Source organism: Pseudomonadota bacterium, assembly GCA_036141575.1.
Lineage (GTDB): Bacteria > Pseudomonadota > Alphaproteobacteria > UBA2136 > JAPKEQ01 > JAPKEQ01.
Map to the genome: position 1 here is coordinate 152420 of JAYZXF010000011.1, position 20973 is coordinate 173392.

The following is a 20973-nucleotide window of genomic DNA, read 5'->3' on the forward strand; positions in this document are numbered from 1 at the left end:
CTTTGCGCGTTTTTATAAATAAACCAAATTCGCTCTGGCGCCAGCGAAAATAATATATCTTGAGAACAGGAGTGCAGTGTACTGCATTGTACATGAGCACCTGAAGCGCAAAGATAGATTATTTGTAGAACGCCAGAGTAGAGTGTCTAAAAAAAGGAGATCATACGCTATGGCTAAACAACTTCCATTCTATACAGAACCGGGTGATATTACTGTGCAGGTTGGTGCAGGTGTGCTCATTCACCGTTGCGGCTATCTGGTCGTGCGTGATGAGAAGCTCCTTACACTCTATGTACCAGATGAAGATATTTACTTTATCCCGGGTGGTCGTGTGAACTGCGGAACATGCACGCAAAAAACAGTGGTACGAGAGGTTGAAGAAGAGACAGGTCTTATCATTAAAGAAGATGACACAGAACTTGCAGCAATTATTGAATATTTCTTCACAAGGCCAACTTCAGGGTCTAAGTGTCATGAAATTGCAATGTACTACCGTGCGAATCTGCCAGAGAATGCTGTCATTCCTGAGAATGAGTTAGATGGCGCCCAATTCCCATTTGTGTGGATTCCCCTTAAGGATATCAGGGATTACAACATTAAACCTGCTTTTGTGCCCGATCATTTAGAAATTCTAGAGGGTGGCTTGAAGCATATTGTCCATTACGAAGATGGTTTTGAGATTAGTCATGTTGCAGCCTCGTGAACTTGGGCAGCGTATTTGTATTCTTGGCCCAAGCGGCGCTGGTAAAACCACATTTGCCAGCCGCTTGGCTGAGAGACTAGGTACGGAGTTTATCTCAATGGATCGTGTGGTGCATGCACCAGGCTGGAACCCGCGTCCAGTAGAAGAGTGGATGCCAATTCATGATGCTTTGATTGGTAAGGACTCTTGGGTCATGGAAGGAGCTTATCGTAAATCACTCCCGCAGCGCTTAAAGCGTGCGGAAACAGTCTTCTTTCTAGATCTTTCCATTTTGGGGTGTCAGTACCGCGTTGCAAAGCGTTTGGTTACCAACTATGGAAAGGTGCGCCCCAATGCCCCAGAAGGCTGTGAGGAGCGTTTTTCGCTGGGCTGGCTGCATATGGTGTTTGTCCATTCTATGAAGGGTTGGAAAAAAAGAAGGGACCGCTACCTTGACATTTTGGCGGATAATCCCCATCTTCACGTTGTTCACGTCAAAAGCTGGCGCGAATTTATGAAATTACAGAAGCAGTTAGGGCTATAAGTTATGCAGTTTTTAGATGAAGCGAAGATCTATGTATTCTCAGGAAAAGGCGGTGATGGCTGTCTTTCGTTTCGTCGTGAGCGTAACATTCCGTTTGGTGGCCCAGATGGCGGTAATGGTGGTAAGGGTGGTAGCGTTATTGCTGTGGCCACAAACAACCTCAATACATTGATTGATTACCGCTTTAACCAGCACTTTAAGGCCGGTAAAGGCCAACACGGCATGGGCAGTAACATGTACGGTAAAAATGGTGATGATGTCATCATGAAACTTCCTGTTGGTACTGAGATTTGGAACTGGGAAACAGAAGAGCTGATTGCTGATATGACAGAGGAAGGCCAAGAGGTTGTCATCTGTGAAGGTGGTAACGGTGGTCGTGGAAACCTTTCTTTTGCGTCTTCAACAAACCGTGCGCCCCGCCAATTTGGTAAAGGCCAACCTGCAACAGAGATGACACTGCAACTTCGTCTTAAGCTTCTTGCAGATGTTGGTTTGGTTGGATTCCCGAATGCTGGTAAATCTACATTTATTTCTCGCGTTTCTAACGCCAAGCCTAAAGTGGCAGACTACCCATTTACAACGCTTCACCCAGCTCTTGGTATGGTGCGTCATTACGGCACAGACATGGTGATGGCTGACCTTCCTGGTCTGATTGAAGGTGCAGCGGAAGGCCGTGGTCTTGGCCACCAGTTCCTTAAGCACGTAGCACGTTGCCGTGCGATTCTTCACCTGATTGACCCAACAGAGGGCGATCCGGTTGAAAAGTACCAAACGATTCGTAAAGAGCTTGAGGAATATGATGATTACTTTGATGAGTCTGTTTCTCAACTTCCAGAAGTTCTTGCCTTCAGTAAGTCTGATGCTATTGGTGACGATGAGTTTTCAGAAGAGCTTGTTGCTGACTTTACAGAGCAGACAGGTGTAAAGCCGCACGTCTTCTCTTCAGCAAGTGGTGCTGGTCTTGACGCAGTTCTAAACGAACTGAGAGATGTCTATCTTCAGTATCAGTTAGCAGAAGAAGAGTCGTCTGAGTCTACAGAGAAGTTATCAAGCTGCAATCCTTTAGAAGATGATTCAGAATCATCAGGGAACACGCTTAGCTGACTTGGGTGCCTGACAAGGAAGTCAGCGAGAACCCAATCTTTTCCATCATATTGGTATTGGAAGTAATCAAACTGGATATCATCCTGTTGATTATCTTTTGTAATAACAGAGCATGAAGCAAGGTCACCCGTCACAAACGCTGCGCCATTCATAAAACGAATACGTGCATCTGTACGGTCCCCACGTCTGCAACTGAATTGGTTGTTATTGAGCAGGGCTTTATTCTTGAAGAGATCAAACTGTAGTTTGTGAGCAGGGTTCAGTGTTTCTAAATTGGTGAAGTTTCCGTTCATGAGTTCAACAGTCAACTCTCTGTATGTGGCACGCACATTGTCTGCTGTTGTCGCAAGTTCTTCGTCCATTGGTACAAAGTTATCAATATAGAAAGGTACAAGCTCATTAAATGGGTTAATAAGGGCTGTCATCTCACCAGAGTTATCAATGGGCTCTTGTTTGTAGTCCATAAGCACCCATGAGTCCTGATCTTTTGGTGTTTCTGTTCTGTAGAGGTAGTAACCAAGGCGTGATGGGCGGTATCGAATATATTCTTTTGTGTGCTTCACATACTTATATTGCAGCACGTTGACACGGTCTTCAAATAGCTTATTTGCATAAAGCCTGACAAGGTTTTGCTCAGGATTAAAAGAGTGAATGCTCAATTGCTCTTTAATAGAAGCGGGAAGGTTTTTAAGGGCTGTTTCTTCCTGTTCTGTGAGCGGGAATTTCCAAATGCTTTCATCGTTAATGGTTACAGAGCCACGCACAGCGTCATCCCACATCACTTCTAGGATGATCTGCTCTTTTTTCTTTTCGGCAAAACCTTGTACACTCACAAGAAGAGCCATTAGAAGAGTTAGTACTTTAAGCATGGTTGTTTGCATTCTTTTTATTCGCTTACTCAAATTCATTATACTTATTTATGGGTCTTTGTCTGAGCCATTTTTTTGACGTCTCCTACCTCTGTCTCTAATGGGTGGGCTTTGCTGTGGAGGCTTCTAAGGTAATCTAGGTCTGCTGAAAGGTACTTTTGCGTGGTTGCCAAATGGCTATGCCCAAGCAGTTCCTGTACCTCTCTGATATTGGCGCCATTTTGTAGAAGGTGTGTCGCAAAACTGTGGCGCATGGTATGTGGCGTCAGGTGTTCATCAATACCGTGCCTCGCGCAGGTTTCTTTAAAAATATCCTGAATGCGCCTTGTGGTGAGGGCATCTAAGCGCTCTTCAGCAGCTGGAAATACTGGCGCACTTGCCCCAACGTGTGGAGACATGTCTTTCCATGTGTTGAGTCGCTCTATGATTTTAGGAATAAGAGGGACAAGGCGCTCTTTACCGCCTTTACCATCTTTAACGCGGAGGGTGTCACCTTCAATATCTTTCCAGACCAGGCCCTGTAGCTCGCTGACACGTAGGCCCGTGGCATAAAGCAAGCTCACAATTGTAAGATTTCTGGTGTCACGCCAGCCTTGTTTATGTTCATAAGAGAGGATGCCGTTCATAAATGTCTCAAGCGTACTAAGGGAGGCGGCATGAATCATTTTATCGGGCGCTTTAATATTCTTGAATGTGCGAATTTTTGGGTTATCAAAGCCATGCTCTTTCTTCAGCCATGTATAAAAGCCTCTCAGAGCGCTGAGTTTACGATTGATGCTGCTTTCGCTTAAGTTTTCTTCTGTACGTTTGGTGGTGATCCAGCTTTCAAGGTCATGCACATTGAAGCTGTCGTAAGGTTTATCCTGTAAAAGATCTTCAAGGTCACGTGCGTACGCCTCAAGAGTGCGCACACTGAAACGTTTCACCGTTTTGAGGTGATGAATATAGTGGGCGATGGTGGGCATATCTGTTCCTTTAGTGGGCAAGGACTTCGGCGAGACGATATCCAATGAACTCCGAGAGGAACTGAAGTAATTCTGTGCCTTGTCCTTCATGGAATCGCTCTTTATCTGTGCTTCCAATTGCAATAATTGCGAGCGGTTGTTCTTCGAGGGAATGTAAAATCAATAGGGCGTCACTCTGTATGTGAGGGGCTTTGTCACCGTGAAGGATATCTTCCGCACCTTCACTCAGAGTTCTTAGTATAATACTATGATATTCTTCACCTTTCAAGTCAGTCACTTGTTCTGGTGTCATCTGGCCTTCTTCAGTTCCAACTGTAAGGAACTTCACACTGTCTACTTCCATAGTACTAATGTGTGCTGTTACTGTGCGCTCAATGCATTCAAGGGTCGTGCAGCGCATCAAGTTTAAAATAAGGGTATGGATATCTTCAAAGCTCTTTTGGTTGTCGAGAGATGTTTGAATCAGCATCTGGTTGCGACGTTTATAAGAACCAATTTGCTCTTGAAGCTTGCGTAGTTGCGTACCTTGCATTGAAACAACGTTAGAGCCAAAGTCCATGCTGCCATTAGGAACAATCTCATCAATGATAGATTTGTTCTCTTGGAAAAAGCTAGGGTTCTGGCGCAGATATTCAATGATATCGTCTGCATTGGTTGGACGCATTGTCACGTTTGTTGTGGCTTGTGCTGCAGGTGTATTACGCATGAGTTTCCATTATTTTTAATTTTTTTTGAGTCAGGGGGTTAACAAACGGCATCATCGTACCCATAACTATATATAGTTACGGAATGAATTTTATTTTTGAGTTCATACCGCGAGCTTCCCTCTTATGACTTGCCCGGGGTGTTTTACATCTCGGGCCTTTTTTTGACGTGTGGGCGCTGTCAAAAATTGTGCAAGTTTTCCCCGTATTTGTTATTCTCTCACAATGGATCTGTTCTCGACAACTGCTGATGTGCAACAAATGGACGAGCGTGTTGCAAAAGTGATACGTGTTATTGTGCCTCAAAGGTTGTTTAAAACGCTGGATTATAAAGTCTATTCAGAGGATGAACCTGAGTTATATTCTTGGGCGGAAGTGCCCCTCGGCATGAAAAGCACAAAGACAGTTGCTGCTCTCGTGGTAGCAATCAACCCACCAGATGCGTTTAAAAAGCTAAAAGAAGCCAAACTTCGCACAGATGTGCCAGCACTCAACCCTAAAATGGCTGAGTTCCTTTTATGGGCAGGTTCTTATACGCTCGCGCCAATGGGTGAAGTGCTTCGCTCCCTTCTTGTTAAAGCCTCAATTCCGGATCAACCTTCTCCTGAACTTGTACTCGCTCTTACAGGTAAAATGCCAGATAAGATGACGCCAAAGAGGCAAGATGTATTAGGTGCCTTAGATGCAGGACCTATGAATACAACGACCCTTATGGAAGCTTCAGGCGCAGGGCGTAGTGTGATTAAAGGTCTTACCCATCAAGGCTGCCTCGAATGGATCCATGCCGAAGAGGCAGAGCTTTGTGTGAATCCATCTGTTTCAATTACATTGAATGAGGACCAGCGCAAGGCGGCTGATGCAATTTTTGGTGCGGCTCATGAGAAATCTTTCCAGCCATTCCTTCTTGATGGTGTGACAGGGAGTGGCAAAACCGAAGTTTACTTTGATGTTTTGGAAAACATGTTGGAGTCAGGTGAGGGGCAAGTTCTTTTGCTTCTTCCTGAAATTGCACTGACACCACAATGGTTAAGCCGTTTTGAATCCCGTTTTGGGTTTGCCCCAGCCGTTTGGCATAGCTCACAAGCAGAAGGCTCTAAAAATAAAGCATGGTGGAGTGTGCTTACCGGCAAAGCACGCGTTGTTGTTGGAGCAAGGTCAGCGCTCTTCCTCCCTTATAAAAACCTAGAATTGATTGTCGTAGATGAAGAGCATGATAGTGCGTATAAGCAGGAAGACCTATTTCGTTATCACGGTCGGGATATGGCGGTGGTTCTTGCAAAGAAGATGTCGTGCCCTGTGGTTCTGGCCAGTGCAACGCCGTCTCTTGAGAGTTGGTATAACGCAGATCAAGGCCGTTACCAAATGCTTCCGCTGAAAAGCCGCTACGGTGCAGCCACTTTGCCTGATGTGGAGCTGATTGATGTTGCAGCGAATCCACCGAAAGGGGCAAGGCACTATATGAGTGAGCCTCTGATTCAGGCCATAGGTGAAACTCTTGAGCAGGGTAAACAGTCTATTATTTATTTAAACCGTCGTGGCCATGCGCCTATGGCACTCTGCCGAGACTGTGGTGAAAAAACAGAATGCCCAAGTTGCTCGACAACATTAACTGTTCATGGCGGGCATCTACGCTGTCATCATTGTGCTTATACGATGTCTTATCCAAATAGATGTAAGAAATGTGGATCAGAGCGTATTTTGCCGTATGGCCCAGGTACAAGGCAACTTATGGATGAGCTTGCTGAATATTACCCTGAAGCGCGTATCGCTGTAGCAGATAGTGATGCCCTCACAACCGTGAGAAAAATGAGTCAGCTGATTGAAAAGATGAGAGCTGGTGAAATTGATATTCTGGTGGGTACGCAAATGGTCGCCAAAGGCCATGATTTCCCGGATGTAACTCTGGTGGGTGTGGTGGATACGATGCTGGGTAACACGCAGGGAGACTTTCGTGCGACAGAAAAGGCTTTTCAGCTTCTGTACCAAGTGGCAGGCCGGGCAGGCCGCGGTAAGGATAAAGGCCGTGTTCTTATTCAAACGCTGGATAAAAACTCCCAAGCCCTTAAAGCCATTGCGACTGGAGACAGGGATGCCTTTTACGCCAGTGAAGTGAAACACCGTAAGCAGTGGAATGATCCGCCGTTTTCTCGTTTGACAGCTTTGTTCTTTAGTGGGGCTATTGAAAATGAAGTAGTACACCATGCCAGACTCATTGCAGAGCAGATGCAGCGCACAGCGCCTGCAGGCTATGTGGTAATGGGGCCTTCACCTATGGGGCTTGTGCGCATTAAAAACCGCTTCCGCTATATGATTTTGATTAAATCTCCCGTGCCATCGCATGATTTTGTGCAGAAAACGCTTCTTGCATATAAGTTGCCAAATGCTGTGCGTTTGGACATTGATGTTGATCCTTTATCCCTGCTTTAGCTTGCTCTCTAAAGTTTATTGAAGGAACAAACTTTCCGCAAATATGATCTTGAAAATATAGTTTCTTTGAATATTTCGCGCTTTCAGCGCTTATATAAAATCTATATTTTCGCCAAAACCCCTTAGGGTTTTGCTCGCACGCTGTGCTCATTACCATGATAAAAACATATAAGGGTTCTGGGCTTTAACCTTATGTTCTGTAAGGGGGTGTGACTTTTATGACATATACTTTTGATCATTTTGGCACATAATGTGCATTGTATACTGTATGGGCTTGCGAAACGGTGTTTATATGATTTAAACTATGTATGTATATGAGGGAGATTTGAATATGCTACAACGTGTCAAAGGACTGTTTTGGTCTCAATCTGGCAAGCTAACTATGGCTAAAGAAGAACTTATTCTAGTAACAGGGATGGTATCCAGTGTCGCTGCATTTATCGGCGTGAGTGTATCTTGGGATACGCTATTTGGTTCGCCAGCGCAACTTGTTGATGATCTTATTAAAATTGAAATGGCAAACAGTGAGTTTTACGAACGTCACCGTATGTGGCCGCACCAAACAACAAATGGTGATGCTTACAAAAACGCATCAGCTCTAGTCACTCCATTTGCAATGCGTCCTCCATACTCAAACCTACACTCTTTCAAAAATCTTCTTCCAGACTTTGAGATCCAAAGTAAAACATACCGTGTGAAGCATGATTACGGTAACGGTGGTCTTGTAGGTATGAAGCAAGTAAGTCGCGCAGACGGTGATTTCATTCAAATTCGCTTGGACAATGTTCCAATTCGCGAAGCAGATGAAGTTGATCTTCGTATTGATGGTGAGCGTAGCGCAAGCCTTGGTCGCGTGACTCTAGAGTACAACCTAGAAGCAGGCACAGCGACAGTGCTTTACCTCGCAAACCAGATCTAATATAGATTAAAAATTAAGAGCGCGCCAAACGGTGCGCTTTTATTTTACCGCCACGTCGTAAAACCTCAGTGCGAATGTCTTCGTTAGAGCAGTTGAGTGTGTAATGTTGAGGGCTTCCTGTGTAGCTTGGGGTAAGTTCTACAATGCAAGCACGAGGCATTTCTTGCTTGTTTGAGATAATATCCGTCACCTCTTTAAGCCCGAGACCTTTTAAATGCTCTGAAAGGGCGTTAAAGCTCCTTAGAGAGAGAAATAGCGATACAGATCCCGTCGGTGTGCAAGACTTACAACAAGCTTCAATCCACAGGGCTAAGTCATCCTTATGGATGCCATGTTCTTTTTGTTTAGTTTGACTTTGGAAGCCTTCCTCAATTAGGTGGAATGGCGGATTGCTAATCACATAGTCATACAGTTTGGTGATCTGGGTTTCAGGCCAGGTACATTTTAGAATATCAGCATTCGTAATTTTGTTTGCTTCAATAGCACTTTGAAGGCTGTCAATAAGGTTGGTATTATTTTCAATGAGTGTCACAGGTATTTTATGAAGTGTACTCAGGCTAAGCCCTATAGCACCGTTTCCTGCGCCAACATCTAAAATGCTCTCATCTTGTTTAGGGGAGATGTTGCTGGCGAGCCAAAGTGCATCTTCTGTTGATTTATAGTACTTGCCACACAGGGTAAGTCTTCCATCAAGAAGTGTATAAGAGCCCATCTTAATTTGTTTGTGGAGGGAGCAGGCCTCGCTCTTGAATCAGTTTTGCAGGGTTCATACTGCCTTGTCTTGCACGACGCCCTTCAACAATATGACTATACTTGTTACGAGACATAAATTTATTGTTTACGGCACAGAATAGGGCTGTGTCTAAAATCTGGCATTTAGCAGAAGCAAACAGTTGGCCACCGTCTTGCAACTGGTAGCTATAGTTCACAAGAGATGTATGTGTGTCTGGTGAGTAGTAACCTGTAATGGTTCTTGCAACGTTATTTGCAGGATGAAGAACAAGGCCTTCAATTGGGTACAGAGTTGTTTCTTTCACGGCATCGTGAATTCTTCCACTTTCCAGCGTTTTGAAGTTAAAGATCGTGCCCTCAGGAAGAGAGTATTCAATCGCTTCGTTTGAATCGCTTGTGATCTTCGTGATTGCGTAGCGGCCGTTTGGTAAGATGCTTTTATTAACTTTATCTGTTAGGCGTTCCATCTGGTAGCTTTTACCGTTAGATGCTTTAATATAAATGCTGCCATTTTCAAATTCTACAGAGTCAATATCACCATAGAGTGTATTAAACTTCACCGGAAGGTTTGGAGTTGTTTTCGCATCATCAGAGATAATCAAAGACTGCTTATCGACATCATATGGCACGATCATGCTGTAAGCGTACACATTACCTGAGTTCTTCGTCAGGTCTTTATCTGACCTAATTGTGATAGAACCCATTTTATTAATGAATGTAGCTTTTACAGTTTGAATTTGTGAAAAGTCATTATGGTTAGGATTATCAATAGTTTCCATTTTCATCACAAGAAGCGGAATATCTGCATCAAGGTCCTTCATAATGTAGGTTCCTTGGTTTTTACGTACAATAATACGGATATCATTCACAATAGGCTGTAGGTGCTTCATGTATTGATCGTCACTAATGAGTGCAATTTTCTCAGAAGCGAGAGTTCTTTCACCGTCTGAAAAGGCATCTAAGGCTTCTAGCATGTAAACAAACTGTGGACGAATCTTAATGACAATTTCCTTGAGGTGTTCTGGCAGGTTTTTCCAGAATAGAGAAGACTCTTCAGGAGTTTTTAGCCTATTAAGTGCTTGGTTTAGGAAGAATGATTGCGGAAGTTCAGGAAAAACCTTCTTTAAAACTTCACCTTTAAGGGCAATTTCTAGAGCGCCGAGCTTTGCATCTGAGCTAATGGCAGCCTTGAGGGCGTTCATGGCGTAAGTTTGTTGCTCTTTTTTGCTAAAATCACTTACATAAAAGTAATCGCTTAATTTTAGAAGGGTGTGTGCCACATTGTAGCCATCACCAGCTGAAATAATGGCATTTTTAAGGGAAGCATTAAAGAGAGAGGGAGACGCTTTTAAACGTTCCGCAGCAAAATCAGCTTTTACACCTAGGTCTGCACTCTTTAAAATATTGAGTGTTAGGAAATCTTGGAAGGAATTTCCGTTCAACTTTGCTTTAATTTCATCAGAGGCTAAGAACTCATCAAATTTTTGTAGTAAAAAGTTATCTAAGTTGAACTCAATGCCCATGTTGTTATTTAGAAAATCAGATAGCTTAATCATTCCAGTAAAATCATTAGATACCCATTTCTTTTCTAGGCCATCAATAATGCTTGTAATAATTTTCTGCTTAGAGATTTGGGCGACTTTTGGGTTAAATACACCATACGTATAAATAAGCTCATAGTTTTCAGCTTCAATAGCTTTATTCATAGCGTTTTTAATAATCTCTTCGGCTTGAACCGTTAGATTTTCTTCGTTATCACTATTAAGAATAAGTTTCGTTAAAAATGGTACAGCATTTTCGTTGGCATTCACCATGCGGCGAATTATGCCAAGAAGATAAGCATTATATGGAGCAACAATGTTACTTGGAACACGCTCAGGTTCAATGCTATAGAGTAAAATTTCTGGCAGTTTGTAACGCTCTGAAAGAGTGATCATTTCTTCAAGGTAAGTTTGCCAGTTTTCAAGGTTGTTTAAATTGAAAGATAAGGCTGTTTGCACCATAAAGAGTTCAACAAGTTTCTTCTTATCAGATTCTGAAAAGTCCACTTGCTTCACAGCAATAGGCTGATAAGTGAGCTGTGCATCTGCAAGCTTTACAACAATAAGCCCTCTTTTAAGGAGACTGTCCTGAATTGGGGCAATGTTAGATTTGATGGTATTGTCTGCAAGTTGCTCTTGTATAAATGGATCTTGGACAAGTTTTTTGTAACCTATCGAAAGGTGCTCGCTCACTTCTGGGACTTTGAAAATAGGAATATCCAATAACTGGATTATGGCTTTACCATTGAGAAGAAGGTTGCTGCCTTTTACATCTTTACCAACAGTTCGTGTCAGAGTTTTAATAAATACAGGAATGAGTGTTTCGCCATACCTTGGAATATCACGCCATTTACGAATATCTTCCATAGAAAGTTTGGTTTGTGATACGTCTTCGGACAGCATTCCAGATATTGCACTTGTCATGCTAAGCATCTGTGCAGGAATTTTTTTACTCTCTGAAAGTTGCTCAAGTATAAGCAGGGCATTGTCACTGTCTTGTTCTTCAATGAAGGTGCCTAATGTATTCAATGTGTGTGGCACAAGGATATTTCTTAACCCACCAGACTGAGTTGAATTGACCATATGAAGTAGCATATTTGTACGCTCTTTAGGGAGCTTCATATCATCAACATGGTTTAGAATAACATCTAGCGGTGTATATTGTTTCTTATCCAGAATAATTGGAGCTGTCACGTAGCGAAGGTATTGGTCAAACATGAGGGGCTCTGTTTGGGTATCAAAACACTTATTGGCTACACATTCTTTAATGATTAGCTCTGCTTTGAGTCCGTTTAAGTGAGCATCTTGGGTGCGCTTTGAGAGAGCTTTATCAATAATTTTATGTGCTTTTTCATAGCGTTGAGAATCTATTGCATCTCTGGCTTTTTCTGTGGCATCGCCAAAACAGCCACTCAGCATAAGGCTGAGGGCTCCTACGACCATGAAACGTTTTAAATTCATCATGCAACCAGTCTAACGTGAGAACATCAACCCCTGCAACTCTATGAGAAAAAACATCAGCAAACCTGTTGCATTTTTGATAATATGACAGAAACCACAAGGATAAGGACAATGATGAAAAAGCTAATTATATGCACTCTGACCACTTTTATGTTGATACATACCTCTTATGCAAAGCCAGAGGACTGGTTTGAGAAGGGCGAACGCCTTCATTACCTTGTGGAAATGTGGGGATGGCTCAATGTAGGGGAAGCTGAGCTTCTATTTAAGCCGCAAGATGATAGGTACACCATTCTTGCTCGGGCTTGGACAGATTCAAGAGCATTTCAATTGCGAGATCGCCTCACCACAGAAGGTATTCACTCACCTGTTTTAGACGAGGGGCCTTTTTATTCAATCAGGCAAACCATTGAGCTGAATGAAAATGATTATCGAGGTCATAAAACAATCACCTTTGATCGAAACGCAAAGATGATTCGTTACCATAATATTCGCGGCAATGAAAAGCCTGTTGGTTTTGGAGCTCCAGAACATACAAGAGATATGATTTCAGCTCTGTATTACTTTAGAAAAACACTTGGCGACCGTGAGATCAAGGTTGGGGATATGTACCAACATGCTGTCGCGCAAAATGACTATATCTACGATATGAAGCTCAAGGTGGTGGGGCAGGGTAAAATTGATGGCCATCAGGCCCTTAAAGTTCAGCCAAGCATGCAAAAGCTTAATCGTGATGGGACGCCTCTTGGGGATGTAAAAGATCGCTGGACGATTTGGGTGCGAAATGACAAAAGTTTTGTTCCTCAGCGTATTGAAGCAAAAACAAAGTTTGGGTCATTTGTTGCAAGCCTTAAGCGCTATGGGCACCTTGATTTAGAATCACGCGTGATTCCGGAGATTCCTGAAACCGGTGAAATTATTATGGATAAGAAGAAGACAGGTTTGCTTGAAACAGCGGATTAAGCTTATTTTTTACTGCGCCATTTTTTAAATTCTTTAGCAAGCTCTTCTATAAAGACACGTATAAAAATAAGAACAGGTGGAATTCGCCCCTCTCTTCTTGGCAGGTAAATATGGACAAGGTAGAGTGTATAGATGAGACCGACTCCAGGTAAGATAAGGTTACCAAACGCCAGAACATGTGGTTTGGCAAGGTCGTATCTTGCAGCAATAATGTATGTGATGACTGTCGTCAAAATCCATATCGACATTAAAAACATAAGCGTCTCCTAAAAATTATCCTTCATTATACGAAACTCTTTAAATTCTTCTAGTGTTTCAGCTTTTAAAAATGGGTTAATTTTCTTTTCTGTGGCGAGGGTTGTGATCTTCGGGTGAATATTCTTTTCTGCAAGCGTAAGCGCTTCTAAAATGTCTTGATCATACGGGAAGAGATGCGCAGCAAAGGTAAGGCTCGCTTTTGTGTAGTCATGCCCACAGAAGATCTTTGTATCATTAGGGAGCTCTTTAATGCGTTGTAGGGTGTTAAACATTTGTGCGTGTGAGCCTTCAAATAATCTACCGCATCCTGCAATAAAGAGCGTATCTCCACTAAAGAGCCAGTGGTTATTCTTTTCATAAAACATCACATGACCCACAGTGTGTCCTGGAGATTCAATCACTTCAAATTCATACTCTTCCCAGCCCCATACTTCTGGAAGAGGCTCTGTACCGCGTGGAAGTCTTGCTAGGTCTGCTTTAGCACCATTCATGTAGCATCTTGTTTGTTTTTGGATATCTGCCGCGCCGTGAATATGATCGCCATGATGATGTGTGAGCAGAATATGTTTGAGTTCTCTGCCATTGAGTGCTTTTAATACAGGTGCAGCTTCACCTGCATCAATCAGTAGGCAATCACCAGATGCCTGGCTTTCAACTAGGTAAACCCAATTATCATTCAAAACAGGGATGGTCTCGACACATGTACTCATGTGGCCTATCATAGCAAAATGTTAGATATTCTGAAACTCAGGAATTGGTCTCATACTTCTGTTGGAAGTATGGCAGCACGTACGGTGAATCATGCCCTTGAAAAAGCATGTGAAGATCGCCGCGGTCAGCGTATTCTCTTGCTTGGGTTTACAGCACCTTATGTTCACCTTTGGGAAAAAGAAGCGCATGTTACCATGGCGTATCCTTCTTGGATGGGAGCCGTACCATGGCCTGAATCTGGTATGAATCAAAGTGTACTTGTGCATGAGGACTCTCTACCATTCCAAGATGAAACCTTCGATGTGATTATTGTCTCTCATGTATTGGAGCATTCTTTCCATGAGGATGGAGTGATGGGCGAAATTTGGCGCACATTAAAGAGTGAGTCAGGTCGCCTCATTATTCTAACGGCAAATCGTCTGTCAAACTGGAGCCGTCGTGATGCGCTTTCGCCGCTCGCAAGTGGAAGGCCTTATACAGGGCTGCAAGTTTCTCGCCTTATTCGTGACGCTAACCTGACAGAACTTTCACAAAGGAGCATTCTTCATACGCCTTGTCTCAGTTTTGAAATGTTGCTTAAGCAATCAAGCTTCTTTGAGTCTGTCGGACAGGGGGTGCGTTCACCTTTTGGCGGTATCATGATGACAGAGGCGAAAAAGCAAATGTATAAAGGCTCTGTCGTGCGCCCGCTCGGCAAGCTGATTCCAAAAGTTGTGAAGCCTGTTTTAGACTAGGCGTCTTTTTCTTTTTTATCTTCATTCTCAATCAACTCAAGTGGTTGGCCTGAGCTTGTTTTGAAGATTTTATCAGACTGTCTGAGCGCTTCAATTTCACGCAAAGGTTTTTCTAGCTGGTTACGGCGTGTTGTTGTGAGTTCAAGGAAAGCCTTATTGCTGTCCTCAATCTTCTTCCCAACTTTATCAATGGCATCTGTAAACTTGCCCCATTGCGCGCCAAATTTTTCAATCAGACGTAAGATTTCACCAGCTTTTTGCTCCATCTGGAAGTTATCTACCGCTTGGCGAATCACGGCAAGAATGGCGTACAGTGTAATTGGTGAACAAAGAATAACTTTCTTACCCAGAGCTGTATCGACAAGGGTACGGTCTTGATCGTGCAGGAAGCTGTAAACTTGCTCATTTGGAATAAATACGATCACGTAATCCAGTGTGTCTTGTGTGGTATCAACGTAGTCACGTTTTGTCACTTCATCTACACGGCGGCGGGCATCTGCAAGAAACTGTTTGAGGAACTGTTTCTTCTCCACTTCGCTTTCGCTTTCCATATAAGCAAGGTAGTTATCAAGAGGGAATTTCACATCCATATGTACAACGCGATTTTGTGGCATATAGAAGGTGTAGTCTGGGCGACTCTTCTTTTCTGTCTGCTGTTGCTTGAGGTAGTTAATACCTTCTTGGAATCCTGCAAGGCGCAGAACATCTTCAGCCATGCGCTCACCCCATTGGCCACGAATTTGCGCGTTGCTTAGAGCTGATTTTAGAGCATGTGTTGTTTCGCGCAGTTGTTTGGTTTCTTCAGCGGCAGATGTGAGCTGACTTGAGAGGACATCAAACTTCGCTTTACGATCCTTCTCAATGGTTTGTACCATACCCTGTACTTTATCGAGTTCTCCCTTCATAGTTTTAAGGGTTTGGTCGATCATGTCTTTTTTAGCGCCAAGCTCCTGCTTACCAGCCTGAGTTTTCTTGTCTAGATTTTCAGAGGCCAATGAAAGGAATTGTTCAGTGTTGCGTTGTAGAGCCTCCAAAGAGAGGGTGCTGAAGGCATCACGCATTTGAGAAATGGTTTTATCCATTTCTTCTTGTTTTTGCGAGAGGAGTAGCTCTGCCATTTTTCCGGCATCGTTACGTCTAAACCAAAGCAAGGCAAGTCCAATTCCTAGACCGCTTAAAAAACTGAGTGCTGAAGCAATAAAAATATTCATAAGTCTATCTTAACATCTTGAGCACAAAAAAGCACCGCAAATGCGATGCTTTTCATTCGTTTAAAAGTTGTGATCAATCACTTTTTCAAAGATCACTTTGTCACCACGGCGAACAAGAATATATTTATCAATGTCGTATGAGACATCGGTGAGCTCTTCTTTCTCCCAGCGTGGGGGCATGTTCATGTGTGGTGCTGAGAAATGAAGAGCTCCTTCTGCAGTGAGGTATTGTGTGACACCACCGCCCATAATACTCATAGGTAGAATATCCAAAACTTGGATATTGCTGCCTTCATGACCAATATAGATGGTGCCCGTATCCGGTTCGTCATCAATAGAGCCTGGCAGAAAACCATTATCCTCATCTTCGGGCTCTTCAGGCAGAACGAGGCAAAGAAAACGGCCGTCATTAAATTGAAACAGTTTAGTAATTTCTAAGGTTTGCATGTATATACTCCTGAAAAAAGAAAGAAAAAGATAAGAATCTCTATTTTTCTATCTAAAAACAGGTTTTGGAGCAAATGCTTTTTGAGTTATGGCAAAACTGCTGTGTAAATCGGGCCTTGATTTTGGGCTTGAATCAGAATGGCAACAGCTTCATTTTTGCCTGCTTTTTGGACAGGGACAAAGGCTTCGCCGCCTTTCCATACACCGAGCCTTTCAATAGACGTTACAGTATTAATTTTGTGAGAGCTGTTGTCTGTTCTGTATGTGACGCGCCAAAGGTCTTGAGCAAGGTTGATTTTATCGGTCTCGCCAAGAAAGAGGGTGTAGCCATCTCTTGCTTCAGTCAGGTGAATATTTGAAATCTCTTCTTCAGATTTTTCATGGCGAAGAAGGTGCCATTTTGTTTTAAAGCTATTGCCACCATTCATGTGGTATTCACCGTTCATCACAAAGTGAGGGGTGTAGCGCACATTGGTATTTTGTAGAGCATTGTACTTTTTTTGGCGAAGGTTATTTTCAACCAAAATAAATGGATCTTTGAGTTTACGGTTCTTGTAAATGTTGACATGGTAAGAGAGCGCAAGGCGACCATCTTTTTTTGCCATTTCTGTAAGGTTTCTATCCGCGTTCGGGCAAGACGGGCACGTCTTAGATGTAAACATCTCCAGAACATTCGGCATAAGTGTTGTGGCGTGAGAGAAAGTTGGCATAAGAAGAGGGGCACAAAGAACAATTTTTCCAAGAGTTCGTTTCATGAGTTATCTCCTTTTTATTAGCCGTCCCACTTATCAAAGAGTCCCTTAAAGGCAGGGTCTTTAAAGTAAAATATCTTCTCTGCGAGAATAGGCTTACAGCCTTGCACAAACACAAGCTGCGTGTCAAACGGCATTCGCATAACTTCATCAGGTGTCATAAGAGCGCGTGACGTATCACTGAAGTTTTTGCTCACGTTACCACCCATCAGCTGACCTTTTTCTTTTGATGTTCCGCTGTTTTCAACTTGAATTGTTGTGGTACCCATCATGTCTGAAAGGACTTTTGCAGTTTCTACATCGTTGGTACCAAAGGCAGCACGCACGGCACAGTTAGAAAGGAATGATCCCCACTTTGGATAGTTATCCTTCAGCTGGTTCAAATCCTGGATAAACATCCACAAGGTCACACCATAACCAGCAAGGTAACCAATACCAACCTCAATGTTCTGCATGTAACCCAGTGCCGGGAACTCATCAATCAGGAAGAGAATACGGTCTTTTGGTTGACCTTTGGCACGAATCATTGCAGCCAGCATAATACCTGTGAAGAGACGAATTACCGTACTATATACGTCCAAGTACTCAGGTGGAATAATCAGGAATAGTGAAGAGGGTTCACGTTTAATATCCAGTGGGTCAAAGTCACTACGAGATGTGATGGCATTCAGCCTTGGGCTATCCCATACCGCTGTTTGGGCTTTGGCTGTAGAAAGGACACTGGCAAGGACTTTAGGCTCTGTCGCGCTCAGCGATGCACCTGCACGCTGTACAAAGCTATTTTTAGAGCGGCACATATCCTTTACTGTGAGCTGGAAATCCTTTTGTGATTGCATGAGGAGATAGCGTACTTCACCAATATTACGTAGCGCTTTCGGGCTTTCATTGGCGACATAAAGAATAAGACCTGTGACAAGGTTTTTCGCTTCACGGTCCCAGAATGGGTCGCTTGCACCTTCAATAATAATCATGTCTGAAATCATACGCGCATCATCAAGCTCGTCTGATGTGCCTGTACGAATAAAGTCCATTGGGTTGTAACAGTTACTGTTATCGTTAAATGGAGCAAAGGTATAAACCTTATTAAACTTTTGTCTTTGGCGACCTGCAACACCAAAGTTCTCACCCTTAATGTCATTTACAACAACGCTACCTGGGTGTGTGAGCAGGTTTGGAATGACGTGACCTACACCTTTACCAGAACGTGTTGGTGCAAATGTCATCATGTGGCCTGGTGTGTTGTAACGAATAAACTGGCCTTTGTATCTGCCAACAATAAAGCCTTTTTCACCAAGTAACCCTGCACGACGCAGATCCTCTGTATTAGCAAAAGAAGCCGAACCCATGGTTCCTGTTTTCTTTTTACCGGTCATACCATCTAGGAATTTAAGGTGTTCTTCAAAACCGCGCTCACCATTAGAGCCTTTAGATTTTTGAATCACAAAAGCGGAACCGAAGATTGTTCCAATAAAGGCAAAGCCAACAAGTGTTTCAAATAGATCGAGGTGTATGGTGCTGTACACCATGAAAAGGGCGAGAACCCCGCCAATAACCGGTTTTGAAAGAATCAAACGGATCATTAGATCTCTTATTTACCTAAACATATTGTTGTTATTTTCATTACAAAATCTTTTGTGCTCAGACACAAGAAAAAAGAGACCTGACTTCTGTCAGGCCTCTGTGAATCAAGGGATGCGCTGTGTCTTTTAGAACGCGTTTTCTATTTATTTTTTCTGACCTTGCCAGAAATTGAAGCGTTTCATTGAGTTTAGGAAGAAAGGTTGTTCTTCCATATTTTGGAGCCACTCTACGAGGTGTGGGTACGTTCCAGCTTTGAGCCAAGATACATCTTGTGCAAGGAACCAAACAAACGGGAACATGGCAATATCAGTAAAACCTGCCTTGGCACCAGACACGTATGGCTGGTTGGCAAAAATACTGTTGAGCTTTTCACAAGTTTCTTTACATGGCTCTTCGTAAAGTTCTTCTACCGTTTTGCGCTGCTTTTTGCCGTGTACATCATCAAAGTTTACTTTATGAGGGTTGCGGAGGAAGAAGCTATTTTTAGCAAAGTCGCCATCAATAAGTTTTACAATTTCAAGCATGGCTGACTTCTCATCTTGAGATAGTTCATTCCAGCCAAATGGATCATTTTGATCCATTGCCCATGTCATGATATCAAGGCTTTCATCAATCACAGTTCCATCATCAAGCAGAAGAACTGGTACTGTGCCTTTTGCTGAAATTTCAAGAAAAGCAGGAGGCTTTTGAGAAAGGTTGATTTCACGGTGTCCGTACTCAATACCTGCTGCGGCAAGAGCCATACGCGCACGTGTGGCGTAAGGACAAAATCTAAAACTATGTAAAATCGGTTGGTTCATGTGTTTGATCCTTACTTATTAAAATAGGTTTGTAATCTTATTGCGTAGACGCCCAAAGAACCCCGGCTTTTCTTCTTTAGGGGTTAGAACATCTTTATCCAAAAGCCCAAGTCCAACAAGCCCTTCCTTAAGAAGGTTGAATTCACCAGTAATAGCTTCAGGGCTGCGGCTCAGTACATCCAGAATAAGGAATGATGTGACTTGTTCTAATGTGGCGCTGCCTCCACCTAGGGGCTCACGTGTTGTTGACATGGGTACATCTGCGCTGATGCTATGCCCTCTGAGAATGTTAGGCTCAATGGCAACCCTTGTGCCTTTTTGGGTTGTCATGCCTAGCGTGTAGCGTTTGTGATAGAACGGTCTGAGCTCGTCACTTGTAGAGTTTTCAGGAACGCGCATGTTAGAGAGGTGCTGAACCATTGTGCTGACGTTGTTCTTTGTAACCGTACCTGCAAATTCAATTTTTGCATCATGCACGCCAATGCTTTCAATGTTGAGTGTGTTGCTCCAAAGTGAGAATGGATCAAATTTAACATCAATACGTGGAATATACAGAAGTATCTCTTCACTAAACTCTCCAATCCCATTGATTGTCACACCACCAATATCCCCAGAGCCTGTAAATGGAGAGAGTCTCATACTTTCAAAGGTGACTGTTTGTTCAAGGGAGTCTTGCAAGGTATTTTGCAGGCGCCACTCTACAAATGGATTAAATGCAAAAAAGAGCACAAGTGCGCCAAGTAGAGCAAATGTGAAAATGGTATTGAATAGGAGCTTTATCATAGGAAAACTTTAACTCAGGGAGTGGGGATTCTCAAGCGGATAAAAACCATCATAACACAGATTTTTTAATTGCCTGAAAAATGTGCACATTTACAACAGGACATAATTGGATGTGAAAATGTACTGCCTATTTTTCGTGCAATTTATAATGAGAGATGCGTTAATAAATTATCTTCAACTGGTAACAGGGGGTGAATATGAATCACACATCTTTGAGATAGGAGGTGATCACCAAGCGGCAAGGCTGCGGGGTCCCCCAAGTTCCTGCATTAAAAGTTTTGTCCTGTATCTCGCAAAGGCCAGCAATCGCTGGCCTTTGTGTATTTTCACTCTACTCTCAAATGCTGCAAATATACTTTTCATTGCTGGGTTCGACTCATGTACATTTCAGTACACATCGCCTGCACGCATCATGAAAATTATATTTTCGCTATTGGAGAGCGAGTGAGGAGAATTTGTTAGGCTCTTTCGACAGGGAAGCCTTCTTCTTCCCATTTCTGGATACCACCCATCATGTTGTACACGTCATCAGGGAAGCCAGCAGCAATCATCTGCTCTCCAGCCATCATTGAGCGTCCACCAGAACGGCATTGCAGAATCAGTTTTTTGCCTTTTTCAAAGGGTACAAGCTCAGGCGAGAAAGTAGATAGAGCAACAAGAGGTGTGTCTCCAATGTGAGCTTCTTCATACTCAAATGGTTCACGTACATCTACCATAATGGCGTCGCCGGCCTCTAGCCATGCTTTAGCTTCACCTGGAGTAATATCAATAACGTCTGGCATATC

The 20973-nt window shown here is 43.1% G+C and carries 21 protein-coding genes; 7 read left to right on the forward strand and 14 right to left on the reverse strand.

All coding sequences use genetic code 11. The annotated features are described in order from the left end of the window. Window positions 1–169 precede the first annotated feature (169 nt). From VX730_05160 to obgE, 3 genes are read left to right on the forward strand one after another with little or no spacing between them, the layout of a single operon-like run. Window positions 170–703, forward strand: coding sequence for an NUDIX domain-containing protein (locus VX730_05160; GenBank protein ID MEC9291773.1), 534 nt, complete (start codon window positions 170–172; stop codon window positions 701–703). Beyond that, window positions 687–1226, forward strand: a complete 540-nt coding sequence (locus VX730_05165) for an AAA family ATPase (protein ID MEC9291774.1) — start codon at window positions 687–689, stop codon at window positions 1224–1226. Before VX730_05160 ends, VX730_05165 begins: the two co-directional genes overlap by 17 nt. Window positions 1227–1229: 3 nt before the next feature. Further along, window positions 1230–2330, forward strand: a complete 1101-nt coding sequence (gene obgE / locus VX730_05170; protein MEC9291775.1) for a GTPase ObgE — start codon at window positions 1230–1232, stop codon at window positions 2328–2330. Here obgE and VX730_05175 read toward each other — a convergent pair. From VX730_05175 to VX730_05185, 3 genes are read right to left on the reverse strand one after another with little or no spacing between them, the layout of a single operon-like run. Then, window positions 2231–3199, reverse strand: coding sequence for a hypothetical protein (locus tag VX730_05175; GenBank protein ID MEC9291776.1), 969 nt, complete (start codon window positions 3197–3199; stop codon window positions 2231–2233). The two genes, obgE and VX730_05175, sit on opposite strands and share 100 nt — an antisense overlap. 44 nt (window positions 3200–3243) lie before the next feature. Then, the gene (locus VX730_05180; GenBank protein MEC9291777.1) at window positions 3244–4164 is read right to left on the reverse strand and encodes a tyrosine-type recombinase/integrase; all 921 of its coding nucleotides are present in this window, start codon (window positions 4162–4164) and stop codon (window positions 3244–3246) included. A 10-nt stretch (window positions 4165–4174) separates the two neighbouring features. Next, window positions 4175–4870 carry a DUF484 family protein gene (locus tag VX730_05185; protein MEC9291778.1) on the reverse strand — a complete coding sequence of 232 codons (696 nt, stop codon included), beginning with the start codon at window positions 4868–4870 and terminating at the stop codon, window positions 4175–4177. A gap of 223 nt (window positions 4871–5093) precedes the next feature. Between VX730_05185 and priA the strand changes: the two genes are divergently transcribed. After that, window positions 5094–7295, forward strand: a complete 2202-nt coding sequence (gene priA / locus VX730_05190) for a primosomal protein N' (GenBank protein ID MEC9291779.1) — start codon at window positions 5094–5096, stop codon at window positions 7293–7295. 331 nt (window positions 7296–7626) lie between these two features. Beyond that, window positions 7627–8214, forward strand: coding sequence for a hypothetical protein (locus VX730_05195; protein ID MEC9291780.1), 588 nt, complete (start codon window positions 7627–7629; stop codon window positions 8212–8214). Window positions 8215–8227: 13 nt separating this feature from the next. Here the strand turns inward: VX730_05195 and VX730_05200 are convergent, their stop codons facing one another. Together VX730_05200 and VX730_05205 are read right to left on the reverse strand one after the other, a co-directional pair. Further along, window positions 8228–8926, reverse strand: coding sequence for a methyltransferase (locus tag VX730_05200; protein MEC9291781.1), 699 nt, complete (start codon window positions 8924–8926; stop codon window positions 8228–8230). 1 nt (window position 8927) lies between these two features. After that, window positions 8928–11951, reverse strand: coding sequence for a hypothetical protein (locus VX730_05205; GenBank protein ID MEC9291782.1), 3024 nt, complete (start codon window positions 11949–11951; stop codon window positions 8928–8930). A gap of 108 nt (window positions 11952–12059) precedes the next feature. On the opposite strand from VX730_05205, the gene VX730_05210 reads away from it, so the two are divergent. Continuing rightward, window positions 12060–12911 carry a DUF3108 domain-containing protein gene (locus tag VX730_05210; GenBank protein ID MEC9291783.1) on the forward strand — a complete coding sequence of 284 codons (852 nt, stop codon included), beginning with the start codon at window positions 12060–12062 and terminating at the stop codon, window positions 12909–12911. Between the two features lie 2 nt (window positions 12912–12913). Here VX730_05210 and VX730_05215 read toward each other — a convergent pair whose 3' ends face one another. Both VX730_05215 and gloB read right to left on the reverse strand, forming a co-directional pair. Further along, on the reverse strand, window positions 12914–13159 hold the full coding sequence (locus VX730_05215) for a hypothetical protein (protein ID MEC9291784.1): 246 nt from the start codon (window positions 13157–13159) through the stop codon (window positions 12914–12916). A gap of 18 nt (window positions 13160–13177) precedes the next feature. Next, window positions 13178–13879, reverse strand: coding sequence for a hydroxyacylglutathione hydrolase (gene gloB / locus VX730_05220; GenBank protein MEC9291785.1), 702 nt, complete (start codon window positions 13877–13879; stop codon window positions 13178–13180). An 18-nt stretch (window positions 13880–13897) separates the two neighbouring features. Between gloB and VX730_05225 the strand changes: the two genes are divergently transcribed. Beyond that, window positions 13898–14614 (forward strand): methyltransferase domain-containing protein, encoded by a 717-nt coding sequence (locus VX730_05225; protein ID MEC9291786.1) that lies wholly within the window; start codon window positions 13898–13900, stop codon window positions 14612–14614. Here the strand turns inward: VX730_05225 and VX730_05230 are convergent. The 7 genes from VX730_05230 to VX730_05260 all read right to left on the reverse strand — a co-directional run bounded on the left by VX730_05230 (window position 14611) and on the right by VX730_05260 (window position 20970). Further along, a complete protein-coding gene (locus VX730_05230; GenBank protein ID MEC9291787.1) occupies window positions 14611–15825 on the reverse strand; it encodes a DNA recombination protein RmuC in 1215 nt (404 codons plus the stop codon). The two genes, VX730_05225 and VX730_05230, sit on opposite strands and share 4 nt — an antisense overlap. Window positions 15826–15885: 60 nt before the next feature. After that, a complete protein-coding gene (locus VX730_05235) occupies window positions 15886–16272 on the reverse strand; it encodes a hypothetical protein (GenBank protein ID MEC9291788.1) in 387 nt (128 codons plus the stop codon). Between the two features lie 86 nt (window positions 16273–16358). Next, window positions 16359–17027 carry a DUF1223 domain-containing protein gene (locus VX730_05240; GenBank protein ID MEC9291789.1) on the reverse strand — a complete coding sequence of 223 codons (669 nt, stop codon included), beginning with the start codon at window positions 17025–17027 and terminating at the stop codon, window positions 16359–16361. Window positions 17028–17044: 17 nt separating this feature from the next. After that, on the reverse strand, window positions 17045–18604 hold the full coding sequence (locus VX730_05245; protein ID MEC9291790.1) for a type IV secretory system conjugative DNA transfer family protein: 1560 nt from the start codon (window positions 18602–18604) through the stop codon (window positions 17045–17047). Between the two features lie 144 nt (window positions 18605–18748). Further along, the gene (locus tag VX730_05250; protein ID MEC9291791.1) at window positions 18749–19405 is read right to left on the reverse strand and encodes a glutathione S-transferase family protein; all 657 of its coding nucleotides are present in this window, start codon (window positions 19403–19405) and stop codon (window positions 18749–18751) included. Window positions 19406–19423: 18 nt separating this feature from the next. Then, window positions 19424–20188, reverse strand: a complete 765-nt coding sequence (locus VX730_05255) for a hypothetical protein (GenBank protein ID MEC9291792.1) — start codon at window positions 20186–20188, stop codon at window positions 19424–19426. Window positions 20189–20646: 458 nt separating this feature from the next. Continuing rightward, window positions 20647–20970, reverse strand: a complete 324-nt coding sequence (locus tag VX730_05260; GenBank protein MEC9291793.1) for a rhodanese-like domain-containing protein — start codon at window positions 20968–20970, stop codon at window positions 20647–20649. Window positions 20971–20973 lie beyond the last annotated feature (3 nt).